The 13,881-nt window shown below is 71.5% G+C and carries 12 protein-coding genes; 7 read left to right on the top strand and 5 right to left on the bottom strand.

The genetic code is table 11. The features are described from left to right. Positions 1-125 precede the first annotated feature (125 nt). Both F6J84_RS00260 and F6J84_RS00255 read right to left on the bottom strand, forming a co-directional pair. Positions 126-1,331, bottom strand: a complete 1,206-nt coding sequence (locus tag F6J84_RS00260; protein ID WP_238702543.1) for an alpha/beta fold hydrolase — start codon at positions 1,329-1,331, stop codon at positions 126-128. Positions 1,332-1,352: 21 nt separating this feature from the next. After that, the gene (locus F6J84_RS00255; protein ID WP_150970410.1) at positions 1,353-1,652 is read right to left on the bottom strand and encodes a chorismate mutase; all 300 of its coding nucleotides are present in this window, start codon (positions 1,650-1,652) and stop codon (positions 1,353-1,355) included. A gap of 56 nt (positions 1,653-1,708) precedes the next feature. On the opposite strand from F6J84_RS00255, the gene F6J84_RS00250 reads away from it, so the two are divergent. Next, positions 1,709-2,842 (top strand): AI-2E family transporter, encoded by a 1,134-nt coding sequence (locus tag F6J84_RS00250; RefSeq protein ID WP_150970408.1) that lies wholly within the window; start codon positions 1,709-1,711, stop codon positions 2,840-2,842. 5 nt (positions 2,843-2,847) lie between these two features. On the opposite strand, the gene F6J84_RS00245 is transcribed toward F6J84_RS00250, so the two are convergent. Both F6J84_RS00245 and F6J84_RS00240 read right to left on the bottom strand, forming a co-directional pair. After that, a complete protein-coding gene (locus F6J84_RS00245; RefSeq protein WP_150970406.1) occupies positions 2,848-4,107 on the bottom strand; it encodes a lactonase family protein in 1,260 nt (419 codons plus the stop codon). Next, positions 4,107-5,393 (bottom strand): adenylosuccinate synthase, encoded by a 1,287-nt coding sequence (locus F6J84_RS00240; protein WP_150970404.1) that lies wholly within the window; start codon positions 5,391-5,393, stop codon positions 4,107-4,109. The genes F6J84_RS00245 and F6J84_RS00240 overlap by 1 nt, the downstream gene beginning before the upstream one ends. A 160-nt stretch (positions 5,394-5,553) precedes the next feature. Here F6J84_RS00240 and F6J84_RS00235 point away from each other — a divergent pair, with 160 nt between their 5' ends. From F6J84_RS00235 to argG, 3 genes are all read left to right on the top strand, one after another. Continuing rightward, positions 5,554-6,264 carry a DUF1684 domain-containing protein gene (locus tag F6J84_RS00235; protein ID WP_150970402.1) on the top strand — a complete coding sequence of 237 codons (711 nt, stop codon included), beginning with the start codon at positions 5,554-5,556 and terminating at the stop codon, positions 6,262-6,264. A 106-nt stretch (positions 6,265-6,370) separates the two neighbouring features. Beyond that, the gene (locus F6J84_RS00230; protein WP_150970400.1) at positions 6,371-7,042 is read left to right on the top strand and encodes a peptidylprolyl isomerase; all 672 of its coding nucleotides are present in this window, start codon (positions 6,371-6,373) and stop codon (positions 7,040-7,042) included. A gap of 202 nt (positions 7,043-7,244) precedes the next feature. Continuing rightward, positions 7,245-8,687: an argininosuccinate synthase gene (gene argG / locus F6J84_RS00225; protein WP_150970399.1), complete on the top strand. Its 1,443-nt coding sequence runs from the start codon at positions 7,245-7,247 to the stop codon at positions 8,685-8,687. A 375-nt stretch (positions 8,688-9,062) separates the two neighbouring features. On the opposite strand, the gene nhaA is transcribed toward argG, so the two are convergent. Next, positions 9,063-10,421 (bottom strand): Na+/H+ antiporter NhaA, encoded by a 1,359-nt coding sequence (nhaA, locus tag F6J84_RS00220; RefSeq protein ID WP_238702542.1) that lies wholly within the window; start codon positions 10,419-10,421, stop codon positions 9,063-9,065. 186 nt (positions 10,422-10,607) lie between these two features. On the opposite strand from nhaA, the gene F6J84_RS00215 reads away from it, so the two are divergent. From F6J84_RS00215 to F6J84_RS00205, 3 genes are read left to right on the top strand one after another with little or no spacing between them, the layout of a single operon-like run. Next, positions 10,608-11,240, top strand: a complete 633-nt coding sequence (locus tag F6J84_RS00215) for a TetR/AcrR family transcriptional regulator (RefSeq protein WP_150970397.1) — start codon at positions 10,608-10,610, stop codon at positions 11,238-11,240. Further along, positions 11,237-11,902, top strand: a complete 666-nt coding sequence (locus F6J84_RS00210; RefSeq protein WP_238702541.1) for a hypothetical protein — start codon at positions 11,237-11,239, stop codon at positions 11,900-11,902. Before F6J84_RS00215 ends, F6J84_RS00210 begins: the two co-directional genes overlap by 4 nt. Beyond that, complete coding sequence (locus tag F6J84_RS00205; protein WP_150970395.1) at positions 11,899-13,752, top strand: YhgE/Pip family protein; 1,854 nt, start codon at positions 11,899-11,901, stop codon at positions 13,750-13,752. The genes F6J84_RS00210 and F6J84_RS00205 overlap by 4 nt, the downstream gene beginning before the upstream one ends. Positions 13,753-13,881 lie beyond the last annotated feature (129 nt).

Raw genomic sequence — 13,881 nt, 5'->3', positions numbered from 1 at the left:
CTGCGGGGCCACCGAACCACCCCTGTCGCGGCGAGAGGGCCCGTTGACTGCGGCCGGTAGAGGGGTGGCTCGCTGGCAGAGGGGTGGCTCGCCGGCTGAGAGGGATGCGGGAGCGGGGGCGGAGGCTACGGGCGGGCGGCCAAGACCGCGGTGAGGAGCTCGGGCGCGCGAGCGGCCAGCCCCCGGCGCGGCAGGCGGTCGAGCTGCGGCGCGAGCGCCGGGAGGGAGTCCTGCGTCCCCTGGACGAGTCGGTCGATGGCGTTGAGCAGCGCGATCGGGTGGGTATCCAGCGCGCTGTGCCCGTTCTCGATCGTCACCGTCACCGCCCGTGGTGCCGCCGCGGCCACCCGCGCGGCGATCGCGGGCGGCGTGCGGAGGTCTCGCGAGCCGCTGAGCAGCACGAGCGGCCAGTCGAAGCGCCGCACGCCCTCAGCGAGGTCGAACGGCTCGCCCTCGAACGACGGGAACCGTCCGGCCAGCGGAGCGTACGTGAGCGCCGGGTCGAGCGGGAGCCCATCGGCCACCGCGCCGTAGCCCAGCTCGCGGAACCCGATCGCCCCGACAAGGTCGAACTCGAAGATTCCTGGCACCCGGGTGTTCTCCGTGTCGCGAGTGGCGTAGGCCTCAAGGCCCCGCCACACCCGGCTCCAGCGATGACGCAGGCGACGTCGCAGCACCGGGATCAGCAGCCGGTCGCCCCCGAGCTCATACGCCGCGCGCGCGACGTCGAGGAGGACGCGCTGATCGATGCCCGTGTCGGTCAGCCGCCGCACCAGACCGGCGGCCTCACTCGGCGCATCCCAGAGGAGATCGCGGATGACGGTGCGTTCCAGGTCCAGTTCGTCCGCGGACTGCAGGGCCGAGTCGAGGATCATCCCGGCGACCCGACCGGGGTGGGCGACGCCGAAGCCGGAGGCGAGGTAGCTGCCGTAGGAGGAGCCCACGATGTGCGCGCGCAACACGCCCTCCCGGTCGAGGACCGCGGCGATGTCGTCGAGCACGTCCGGGATGCGCAGGGCGCCGGGCGGCAGGTCGCGCCCGGCGAGGTCCCGGCGCGACAGCCCGACGCCGCGGTGCTCGACCATGATGAGGTCGAGCCCTCTGCGCGCCGCGATCGAGCGCAGCGAACGGTAGGGCAGCACCGAGCCGAGACCCGGGCCTCCGGGGATGACCACCACGGGCGGGCGCGTTCCCCGGGGGCCGGTGCGCACGTACGCGAGGTCGAAGGCCGAGGTGTCGCCCTGCTCCGGGCGACGGACGTACCGGACTCCGCGCGTCCGGCGCGCGATGGTCAGCAGTGCGCGCCCGTACCCGCGCTCCCCCGTGCCCACGACTCGACGACCGGCGAGGACTCAGCGGCCTTCCGCGGCCGCCGTGTGGTGGCGGATCACCTCGGCGACCACGAAGTTGAACCACTTCTCCGCGAACTCCGGATCGAGGTCCGCGTTCTCGGCGAGGGTCTTCAAGCGTGCGATCTGCTTCTCCTCGCGGGCGGGGTCGGAGGCGGGCATCCCGTGTCGCGCCTTGAGCTCGCCCACCTGCTTCGTGCAGCGGAACCGCTCGGCGAGCATGTACATGAGCGCGGCATCGATGTTGTCGATGCTGGCGCGCAGATTCAGAAGGGTCGCGGTCGGGTCGTCGGGCTCGGTCATGGCGTCCTCCACGATTCGAGACTACCGTCCGCGGCCGCACCCCTAGAGTGTGAGGCATGACCGATGCGCTTCCGGGGTCCGCCGGCGACACGACGCCCCCCGCCACGCCGTCCGCGGCCATCCCCGGGCGGTGGCGTGCGATCCACCATCCCTTCGCACTGGGGTTCTTCATCACGCTGGGCGGTCTGATCGCCGTCGTGCTGGGACTGGCGGTCTCGCATCTTTCGACCATCATCATCTACGTCGTGTTCGCAATGTTCGCGGCGCTCGGGCTCGACCCCATCGTCCGCGCCCTGGAACGGCGCGGTCTCAGCCGCACCTGGGGCATGGTCATCGTGTACCTGGGATTCGTCCTCGTGCTCGTGGGCGTGCTCATGCTCGTCATCCCGACCGTGGTGCGCCAGGTCTCGCAGTTCGTCCGGGATGTACCGAAGCTGATCTCCACGTTCCAGAAGTCGGACACCTACAGCTGGCTGCAGACACAGTTCGGCGACTCGGTCGGCGACATCCTGAGTCACGTCCAGAGCTTCCTCGTGAACCCCTCCAACATCGCCGCGATCGGCGGCGGCGTGTTCCAGGTGGGCATGACGATCGTCTCCGGCATCTCCGGGGTCATCATCATCCTCGTCCTCAGCCTCTACTTCCTCGCGTCACTGCCGGCGATCAAGCAGTCCTTCTATCGGCTGGTCCCCGCCTACACCCGCCCGCGGGTCGCCGACCTCACCGAGAAGATCACCGAGTCCATCGGTGGCTACCTCATGGGGATGGTCATCCTCGCGTTCTGCAACGCCACCTTCGTCGGGATCCTGTTCCTCATCCTCGGACTCCCGTTCCCGCTGCTGCTCTCGGTCGTCGCGTTCCTCATCACCCTCATCCCGCTCGTCGGTACCGTGCTGTTCTGGGTCATCGGCTCCGTCGTCGCCCTGTTCGCCGACCCGATGGGTGCGCTGATCTTCGCGATCGCCTACCTCGTCTACATGCAGGTCGAGGCATACATCCTCACGCCGCGCGTCATGAACCGCGCCATCTCGATCCCGGGCGCCCTTGTGGTCATCGGCGCCCTCGTCGGCGGCACGCTGCTGGGCCTCCTCGGCGCACTCGTCGCGATCCCGGTGACCGCCTCGGTGCTGCTGATCCTGAAGACCGTCGTCATCCCGCGACAGGACGCCAAGACCGTCCCCGAGGACTGACGGGCTCAGCGCACGGGGAGCAGGCAGGTCGGGGTCGGCACCTCGACGCGCCGGCGCGTCCGGGAGGGGACGCCCGTGCGCAGATCGAGGGTGAGCACGGAGACCTGGTCCGAGCGCTCCCCCGCCACGAGGACGGTGTCGCGGACGATCAGGTGGTGCCGGGGCCAGACGACCCCCGTCTCGGCGAGCGCCACGGGAACGAGCGTCTCGCCGCCACCGCGCACCCGCACGGCGGCCAGCGTGTCGCTGCCCCGGACGCCGGCATACAGGAACTCACCGTCGGCGGACGAGGCGAGCTCGGCGGCGAGGTCGGCCCCGGGGCGCACCTCCGCCGCGAGGGTCGTGCCGCCCACGATCCGCCATGCGCCGGTCCGGTCCGGGGCGAGTGCGAAGACCTCGCAGGACAGCTCGGTCACGACGTACAGATGACCACTCGGATGGCGCACCATGTGCCGGGGACCGCTCCCGCGGGGCAGGGGGACCGCCCCCACCGGGCGTAACCCGGCGGCGCCGCGGCGCCAGAACCGGACGAGATCGAACCCCATGTCGGTCGTCGCGAGGAGTCCGCCGGGCAGGAACACCGCCTGGTGGGCGTGGGACGCGCGCCCGGGGGCGACGGGATCGTCCGCGTCATCCGGTGCACCCGGTACGGGATCCGGCGGAAGCGCGTAGTCCGGCACCAGGTGCGCGAACTCGGAGCCGGCGGCCGCGCGGAGCGCCTGCGCGGCGAGCGCCAGGTCGACGTCCGGCGAGGAGAACAGCACGGCGCCCTGGGCGGCACCGGGCACCCCCGGGTCGGTCGGTGCCCCGGGGTCGGCCGGCGCCTCCGGGTCGATCGGGGCGTACGGATCCACGGCCGCGGGGGCGATGGTCGCGGAACCGGGACGGCCGCCCGCGTCCAGGTCGACCAGGACCACCCGGCCGTCACCCCAGCACGACGCGACGAGGGCTGAGGCATCCGGGGCGACGGCGATGTGGCAGACGGAATCGCCCACCGGGACGGGTGCACCCAGCGGGCGCAGGGATCGCTCCCCGGTGCGCCGGTAGGCCTGCACCGCTCCGGCTCCCTCGAGCGCCGCATAGACGATGTCGTGGGACGGATGCGGGGTGAGCCAGGAGGGCGAGTCCGCGCTCGGCGCGCTCGTGCCGGTGAACGCGAGTTCGCCGCCGGTGAGCGGGGAGTCCGGTTCCCCGGCGACGAGTCCGCCGATCCCGGTCGCGGAGCCGCCCATCCCGGCGGCGTACCCGCCCACCCAGAAGCGCATCAGTCGACGAGGTCGTGGCGCACGATGACGGCGTCACGGGCGGGGCCCACGCCGATCACCGAGATGCGCGTGCCGCTCATCTCCTCGAGGGCGAGCACGTACTCGCGGGCCGCAAGGGGCAGGTCTTCGAACGTGCGGGCGGTGGAGATGTCCTCGGTCCAGCCGGGGAAGTACTCGTAGACCGGCGTCGCGTGGTGGAAGTCGGTCTGGTTGACCGGCACCTCGTCGAAGCGCCTGCCGTCCACGTCGTAGGCGACGCACACCGGGATGCGCTCGATCCCGGTGAGGATGTCGAGCTTGGTGAGCACCAGGTCCGTGATGCCGTTGATGCGCGTCGCGTACCGGGTGACCGGGGCGTCGTACCAGCCGACGCGGCGCGGCCGGCCGGTCGTGGTGCCGAATTCGAAGCCCCGCGAGCGCAGGAAATCGCCCTGCTCGTCGAAGAGCTCGGTGGGGAACGGGCCGGACCCGACGCGGGTCGTGTACGCCTTCACGATCCCGACGATGCGGTCGAGCCGGTTCGGGCCGACGCCCGAACCCGTGGCCGCGCCGCCCGCCGTCGCCGACGAGGAGGTGACGAACGGATACGTTCCGTGGTCGACGTCCAGCATCGTGGCCTGGCCGCCTTCGAACACCACGACATCGCCCGCGTCGAGCGCGTCGGAGAGCAGCAGGCCGGTGTCGGCCACCATCGGCCGCAGCCGATCCGCGTAGGACAGCAGGTCGTCGACGATCTCGTCGACGGTGATGGCGCGGCGGTTGAACACCTTCACCAGGAGGTGGTTCTTCTGGTCGAGGGCGCCGTCCACCTTCTGCCGCAGGATGTTCTCGTCGAACAGGTCCTGCACCCGGATGCCGACGCGGTTGATCTTGTCCGCGTAGGCGGGACCGATCCCGCGCCCCGTGGTGCCGATCTGCCGCTTGCCGAGGAAGCGCTCGGTCACCTTGTCGAGGGTGCGGTGGTACTGCGTGATGATGTGCGCGTTGGCGCTGACCCGGAGGCGGGACGTGTCGAGGCCCCGGGCGTTGAGCGCCTCGATCTCGGCGAAGAGGACCTCGAGGTCGACGACGACGCCGTTGCCGATGACGGCGTTGACACCCGGGGAGAGGATGCCGCTGGGCAGCAGGTGCAGCGCGTACTTCTCATCGCCGATCACCACCGTGTGACCGGCGTTGTTGCCTCCGTTGAACTTCACCACCCAGTCGGTGCGTTCGCCCAGGAGGTCGGTGGCCTTGCCCTTCCCCTCGTCCCCCCATTGGACTCCGACGATCACGATGCCTGGCATGGAAGCTCCTCGCTTATTGCCGATCGGTACACCCCATCCTATCGACGCGCCCGATCGGCCCCCGATCGGCCGCGCGCGGAATAAAGCGGTGCGGCGTCCGATTGCGTCATATGACGCGCGTTTGGTGCGTCGCTCCCTCCTTCTCGAGAATTGCTGAGCCATGCCCTCCCCCGCCGATCACCACCGCTGGCGCGCCGAGCGCTTCGCCGCCGTCGCCGCACCGACCGGGAACCTCGCGCTGATCGAGACCCGCTGGACCGGGGAGCGCCCGGATCTCGAGGCCGCCCAGGCCGAGGCGGGACCGGGCCGGACGGTCACCCAGATCCAGCGCGCCACCTCCCCGGACGGGGACATCGAGTACGGGCTGCGCGTCTGGGATGCCGACTCCCCCGCCATCCGCGCATTCGACCGCATCGCCACGTACCCGTTCGATCCCGCATGGGTGCTGACCGGTCGCTTCGAGCCCATCGCCGCCGACCGCACGGTTCCCTTCGAGCACATCCGCGACAACGGCGGCACCCGCGACCTCGTCGTCCCGGGCGACGTGATCGTGGAGATCCAGGGCACCGAGTACACCGTCGCCGCCTTCGACGACGGCGGCGTGCTGCTGCTGGTGTTCGGCGACGAGACGAACGGCACGGAGACCTACGGCTCGGGCCGCTTCCTGTTCGTCGAGCGCGCCGAGGGCACCGGCTTCGGCGCGCCCGGACCGGTCGTTCTCGATTTCAACCGGGCGTTCGTGCCGCCGTGCGGGTTCTCCGCGCAGTACAACTGCCCGCTCCCCCCGGCCTCGAACCGCTTCCCGCTGCCGATCCGTGCCGGTGAGAAGAACGTGGTGTTCGTCGACGATTCCGACATCCACGCGCACTGAGCCCCACCAGGGGCTCCGGGAGAACCCAGGGGACACCGTGGCCGGACACCCGGCCCGCCACCGCCGCGCCGGGTGTCCGGCGCCGGCCGCCGGTTACGCTGATCCCATGCGTCGCCGCCTGCTCACCGTCCCCCTCGTCGCGCTCGCCCTCGTCGTCCTCGCCGGATGCTCGACCGGCGGTCCCGCCCCCGCGATATCGTCCCCGGAGGCGTCCGAGTCCGAGGCATCCGGGACCTGCAGCTACATCGTGGGCGGCCCGTCCGCCCGTGAGGTGACGCCCCCGCCCGCGGAGCCGACCCGCAGCGGCACCGTCGCCGCGACGCTCGCCACCAGCGCGGGTGACATCCCCCTGACTCTGGACGCCGACAGCGCCCCGTGCACGGTGGGGAGCTTCGTCGGGCTGTCGGAGCAGGGCTACTTCACCGACACCACGTGCCACCGCCTCACGACGTCGGGGATCTTCGTGCTGCAGTGCGGCGACCCGAGCGCCAACGGCAGGGGTGGTCCCGGGTACAGCTATGCGGACGAGCTCGACGGCTCCGAGACCTACCCGGCGGGCACCGTCGCGATGGCGAACGCCGGTCCCGACACCAACGGCTCGCAGTTCTTCCTCGTCTACGAGGACAGCGAGCTGCCGCCCGCGTACACGGTGTTCGGCACGATGGATGCCGCGGGCCTCGCCGTCGTGCGCGAGATCGCGGCCGCGGGAGCCGAGGGCGGCGCGGCCGACGGGCCGCCGGCGACCCCTGTGACGATCACCGGGGTCGCGATCGGCTGATCCGGCCCGGCATCCGGCCGATCCCGTCCCGCCGCGGTTCCGCCCGTCCCGCCGCGGCGAGGACATTCGCCCGGGCAGAGGACATTCCGGCGGTTTCCGTCCTCTTCTCGGCCGGTCCACCTCCGTTCGCATCGGGGCGCGTGCCCGGATGCGGGACCGGTCAGGGCACGGCCTACGCCCGCGCGCTCAGTAGGATTGAGGTATGTCCAAGGTCCTGCAGTCCCTTCCCGTCGGCGAGCGCGTCGGCATCGCCTTCTCGGGAGGGCTCGACACCTCCGTCGCCGTCGCGTGGATGCGCGACAAGGGCGCCGTCCCCTGCACCTACACGGGCGACCTCGGCCAGCCCGACGAAGACGACATCGAGTCGATCCCCGGCCGCGCGGCACAGTACGGCGCGGAGATCTCGCGACTCGTGGACTGCAAGGCCGCCCTCGTCGAGGAGGGCTTCGTCGCTCTCGCCTGCGGCGCGTTCCACATCCGCTCCGGCGGACGCACCTACTTCAACACGACGCCGCTCGGCCGCGCCGTGACCGGCACCCTCCTCGTGCGTGCGATGAAGGAGGACGGCGTCGACATCTGGGGCGACGGGTCCACCTACAAGGGCAACGACATCGAGCGGTTCTACCGTTACGGCCTGCTCGCGAACCCCGCGCTGCGCATCTACAAGCCGTGGCTCGACGCCGACTTCGTCACGGAGCTCGGCGGCCGCAAGGAGATGAGCGAGTGGCTCGTCGCGCACGGCTTCCCCTACCGGGACAGCGTCGAGAAGGCGTACTCCACCGACGCGAACATCTGGGGCGCGACGCACGAGGCCAAGACGCTCGAGCACCTGGACGTGTCGCTCGAGACCGTCGAGCCCATCATGGGCGTGCGCTTCTGGGACCCGGCGGTCGAGATCGCCACCGAGGACGTCTCGGTCCGCTTCGAGGGCGGTCGTCCGGTCGCCCTCAACGGGGTCGAGTACACCGACCCGGTGGCGCTGGTCTTCGAGGCGAACCGCATCGGCGGCCGCCACGGGCTCGGCATGAGCGACCAGATCGAGAACCGCATCATCGAGGCGAAGTCGCGCGGCATCTACGAGGCCCCCGGCATGGCGCTGCTGTTCATCGCCTACGAGCGCCTGGTCAACGCCATCCTGAACGAGGACACGCTCGCCACCTATCACGAGCAGGGCCGACGCCTCGGCCGCCTCATGTACGAGGGACGCTGGCTGGAGCCGCAGTCGCTCATGCTGCGCGAGTCCATCCAGAAGTGGGTCGGATCGACCATCACCGGCGAGGTCACCCTGCGGCTGCGCCGGGGCGAGGACTACTCGGTGCTCGACACGACGGCGCCGACGATGTCCTACTCCCCCGAGAAGCTCTCGATGGAGCGGGTCGGCGACGCCGCCTTCGGTCCCACCGACCGCATCGGGCAGCTCACGATGCGCAACCTCGACATCGCCGACTCCCGGGCCCGGCTCGAGCAGTACGCCGGGATGGGTCTCATCGGCGGCGCGACCGGCGAGCTCGTCGGCGAGCTGCGCCGGGGCGAGAGCCACGAGATCATCGAGAGCGCGACCCCGCTCTCCGCCGCGAACGAGGAGCTCGCCGAGGCGACGGATGCGGCCAGCGAGGCCGCCGCGTTCGACTCCGGCACCGACTGACCCGCCGCATCCCCGTCGCGCCGCTGTTCCGGTCGCCGGCGCCGTTCCGGTCGCCGACCCTGTGGCCGTGCCTGCACAACGGCGGAGATCGTCCGCGACACCCCGGTGCCCACCCATCCGGGCCGGGGTGTCGGGGTGGATCTCCGCCGTTGTGCACGGCTGACCCCGCGCACCACCATCCCGCACCACCACCGCACCACCGCTGACCCCGCGTACCGCCATCCCGCACCACCGCCGCACAACGGCGGAAGACAGCCGCGACACCCCGGCGCCGCGGCATCCGCGCCGGGGTGTCGGGGTGGATCTCCGCCGTTGTGCACGGCGGAAGGCCCGCGGGCCGGCGCATGGGGCCGCACCGGGCACGGGCGCCGGGCGTCAGCGCGGCTCGTCGCCGGTCTGGTAGACGTCCGGGATGCCGTCGCCGTCGGCGTCGACCGCCTCGGCCTCGGCGATGCGCCGGTACTGACGGTTCCTCACGATCAGGATGCTGGATGCCGCGAGGGCGGCGATGAGCGAGGCCAGCATGATGGCGATCTTGGCGTCGTCGTTGTGCGGGCTGCCGATGCCGAAGCTGAGCTCCGCGATGAGCAGCGAGACGGTGAAGCCGATGCCCGCCAGGACCCCCACCCCGGCCAGGTCGACCCATCGCAGTGAGGGGTCGAGTCGCGCGTGGGTGAAGGCGGTCACGAGCCTGGTCGCGAGGACGATCCCGATGGGCTTTCCCAGGACCAGCCCGGCGGCGACGCCGAGGGTGACCGGATCGGTCGCGGCGCGGACGACGCCGTCCCATCCCCCGATCGCGACACCGGCGGCGAAGAACGCGAACACCGGCACGGCGAACCCGGTCGACAGCGGACGGAACCGGTGCTCGAAGACCTCCGCGAGTCCCGACTGTTCCGCCTCGGCGGGGCTCGCACCCCGAGGCGGACGCACCGGGATGGTGAACGCCAACGCGACGCCGGCGATCGTGGCGTGGATCCCCGATGCGTGCAGGAAGCCCCATGCGACCAGTCCCAGCGGCAGCAGGATGAACCAGGCCGCCGAGGACTTGAGCCGGAAGAACCTCTGGTAGCGCTGGGCGATGAATCCGTACACCGCGATGACGAGCACGGCGAGCAGGAGCGCGACGAGGTTCAGGTCGCTCGTGTAGAAGATCGCGATGATGACGATGGCGATGAGATCGTCGACGACCGCGAGCGTCAGCAGGAAGATGCGCAGCGGACTCGGCAGATGCGACCCGACGAGAGCGAGCACGGCCACCGCGAAGGCGATGTCCGTGGCCGTGGGGATGGCCCATCCGCCGCGCAGACCCGGCTCCTGCCAGACGATCGCAGCGTAGATCGCCGCGGGGACGAGCACCCCGCCCACCGCTGCGGCGACGGGGACGACGGCCGTGCGGATATCCCGCAGGTCGCCCGCGATCACCTCGCGCTTGAGTTCGAGTCCGACGAGGAAGAAGAAGATCGCGAGCAGTCCGTCCGCGGCCCAGGCGCCGACGGACAGCTCGAGGTGCCACGGTTCGTATCCGAAGGTGAAGTCGCGCAAGGCGAAGTAGGAGTCTGCCGCGGGGGAATTGGCCCAGATGATCGCGATCACGGCGGCGGCCACCAGAACGGCGCCGCCGACGGATTCCCGGCGGAGCAGTGTCCCGATACGACGCGCCTCGGTATAGCTGCCACGGCGCGGGAAGACCGAGCCGGAGCGGGAACGAGTGCGGGGGGTGCGTGCAGCCACAGGTGACACCAATCGGAACGTTCGACGAAGGAGGATGTCGACCAGACTTCCCGACGCGCCACCACAAGCGTACCCAACGCGTTCGTCGGCAGGCCCGCGAGCGCGCGCTTTTCCGCGGCATCCGGTTCGCTGTGAGCAAGCCATAATGTGCACAGACGTGTGCATGTTAGCTCTACAATGGGACGCATGTCCGCCCTCCCCGCGCGCGCCCTCCGCCGTGACGCCGAACGCAACCGCGCGACGCTGTTGACCGCCGCCGAGCGCCTTCTGGGGCGCGACGCCCACGCATCGATGGAGGCCATCGCCCGCGAGGCGGGCCTCAGCCGTCGTGCCGTCTACGGCCACTTCGCCGACCGCGAGGCGCTGCTCGGCGAGCTCGTGCGGCTGGGCGCCGAGCGGTTCAACGCCATCGCCGCGGCCGTACCCGCGGATGACGGCGCCGGTGCGCCCATCGCCATCGCCCGCCTCACCGCTCGGCTGTGGGACGAGGCGGCGCAGGTGCAGGTGGCCGCGGCGATCGCCCTGGACGACGCACACGTCCAGCACACCGCCGCCGCCCTCGCCCCCCTGCGCCGACGGCTCCTCGACCTCGTCCTCGCCGGGCAGGAGGCGCGGTCCCTCCGCACGGACATCCCCGCCGGCACCCTCGCCCGGCTGATCGAGGAGACCGGCCGGATGATCATCATCCGGCTCGAGACCTCCTCCGCCGCCGCCGCCCGCCTCCTGGCCGTGCGCACCGTGCTCAGCGTCGCCGGACTGTCCTGGCGGGAGAGTGACGAGTTGCTGTCCGCCCACCCCGACCTGACCGGACCCGAATGATGCACGTCGACCTCTCCCATGTCACGAAGGGGCGGCGCGGGCAGGCCCTGCCCGCCACGTCCCTCTCCTACGCCTCCCGGGAGGCGCGCCTCGCGATCGCGGAGACCGAGCAGCGTCCCACCGTCCTCGGACTCATCGCGAGTGGACGGATGCAGCCGGACGCCGGCTCCGTGACGATCGACGGCGCCGCGAACGCCTCGGCGCTGCGACGGCGGGTCGCTCTCGTGGATGCGCCCCAGGTGTCCGAGCCGGCGCCGAACGTCACGGTCGGCACGGTCGTCGCGGAGGAGCTCATGTTCGCGGGGCGCCCCTCGAACCCGAAGGCCACGCGCGCCTGGCTCCGCGAGCACGGCCAGGCGGAGCACCTGCGCGTGCCGATCGCCGACGTCCGCCCTGCGGATCGGCTGCGGATGCTGCTCGAGCTCGCCGTCCTCCGGGACGGGGTGGAGGGCATCGTGCTGGTGTCCCCCGACCGGCACGGCGGCGATCCGCGGGTGTGGTGGGACCTCGCCGAGGAGTTCGCCGGGCGCGGGTACGCCGTGCTGGTGGTGGCGGGCGAAGCATCCGGGACGGTCCTGGCCGGACGCGCGACCCTCGCCCGACCCGCCGCTCCGCTCGTCTCGGATGCGGCGCAGGACGAGCCCGTGGAGGTGACGGCATGAAGATCCCGGCCATGATCCTGGCGGAACTGCGCCGTCTCACGTCGAGCCGGATGTCGGTACTCGCTCTCGCCGCTCTCATCTGCGTCCCGGTGCTCTACGGCGGTCTCTACCTGTGGGCGAACCAGGACCCGTACGCACGGCTGGACCAGGTGCCGGTCGCCCTCGTCGTGGAGGACAGCGGTGTCGACGAGTCCGGCGTCGTGACCAACTACGGCGATCGGGTCGCGGAGAGCCTCGTCGAGGACGGCGCGTTCGACTGGCAGCGGATGCCGGCTGCCGGCGCCGCTGCGGCCCTGGAGCAGGGAGCGGTGGATTTCACGGTCACGATCCCCACCGACTTCTCCGACGCGCTGGTCTCCCCGGCCGGCGATGAACCGCGCCAGGCCACGCTGGAACTCGCCACGAACGACGCCAACAACTACCTCGCCTCGACCATCGGCGCCCAGGCGATCGAACGCATCCGGTCCTCGGTGGCGAAGCTGGTCGGCGACCAGGCGGCGCTCCGCCTGCTGACCGCGCTGTCCGACGTCCGGGACAGCTTGCAGACGGCTGCCGACGGTGCCGGTGAGCTGACCTCCGGAGCGGTGGATGCCGTCTCCGGTGCGGGCCGCCTCGGGGACGGGGCGGGCCAGCTCGCCGACGGCACCGCCACCCTCGCCTCCGGCGCCGCGGATGCCGCATCCGGCGCCGCGCAGGTGGCCTCCGGGACCCGGCAGGTGGCCGACGGCACCGCCGCCCTGGACGGCTACGCCGACCGCGCCGCCGCCGCCGCGCAGAGCGCCGTCGACGCCCTTCCCGAGGTGCGCGCCGCCCTCGCCGACGAGATGGCCGCCCGCGGCCTCACCCCGGAGGAGATCGCCGACGTGCTCGCACAGCTCGATCCGCTGGGCACACGCATCACCTCGGCGAACGACTCCGTGCAGGCGGCGGTCGGGCAGGTCGACCGCCTGGCGGAGGGCGCCGCACAGGTCGCCGACGGCGCTGCGCAGCTGGCCGACGGCACCGCGCAGCTCGCGAGCGGTACGGAGGCGGCCGCATCCGCCAGCGGTCAGCTGCGGGACGGTGTGGGGACACTCGCGACCGGTCTGAGCGCACTGGCGGACGGAGCCGGAACCCTGCGCGATGGACTCGCGTCGGGGGTGACGCAGATCCCGGAGACGGACGAGTCGCTGCGCGAGCAGCAGGCGACGACCATCTCCGACCCCGTGCTGATCGAATCGAGCAAGGTCGCCGCCGCCGCCGACTACGGGGCAGGTCTCGCGCCGTTCTTCGCCGCCCTCGCCGGGTGGATCGGCATCTACGCGCTCTTCCTGATCGTGAAACCGGTGTCACGACGTGCGGTGACCGCCCTGCACTCCCCCGTGCGCATCACGCTCGCCGGGTGGCTGACACCGGGGCTCCTCGGCGGCGTCCAGATGGTGGCGCTGTTCGGCGTGCTCTCCATCGCTCTCGGCTTCACCTTCGCGAACCCGCTCGCCACTCTGGGGATCATGGTGCTCGCCGCGCTCACGTACGCAGCCATCATCCTGGCCCTGAACGTCTGGCTCGGGTCCGTGGGCCAGTTCCTCGGGCTCGTGCTGATGGTGCTGCAGCTCGTGACCGCGGGCGGAACGTTCCCTTGGCAGACCCTCCCGACACCGCTCACCGGGCTCCATCACATCCTGCCGATGGGTTTCGTGGTGGATGCGATGCGCCAGCTGATGTACGGCGGGGACCTCGGCCGGATCGCGGGCGATGCCGGGATCATGCTGATCTGGACGGCGGTCGCGCTCCTGCTCGCCGCCATCGGGGTCACACGGATGACGCACCGTCGAACGCTCCGCGACCTCGCCCCCAGCCTGATGAGCTGACGCGCCCCCGGCTTCCACCGTCCCGTCGGCCAGGGGTCTCCTTCCCCGCGAGACTGCATCGGCAGCACGAAACAGACGTAACCAGCCGCAGTCTCGTGCGTAGCGTGCTGTCTCGCGGGAGAAAGATTG

The organism is Microbacterium caowuchunii (genome assembly GCF_008727755.1).
Taxonomy (GTDB): domain Bacteria; phylum Actinomycetota; class Actinomycetes; order Actinomycetales; family Microbacteriaceae; genus Microbacterium; species Microbacterium caowuchunii.
This window is presented reverse-complemented; position numbering and strand designations above follow the sequence as displayed.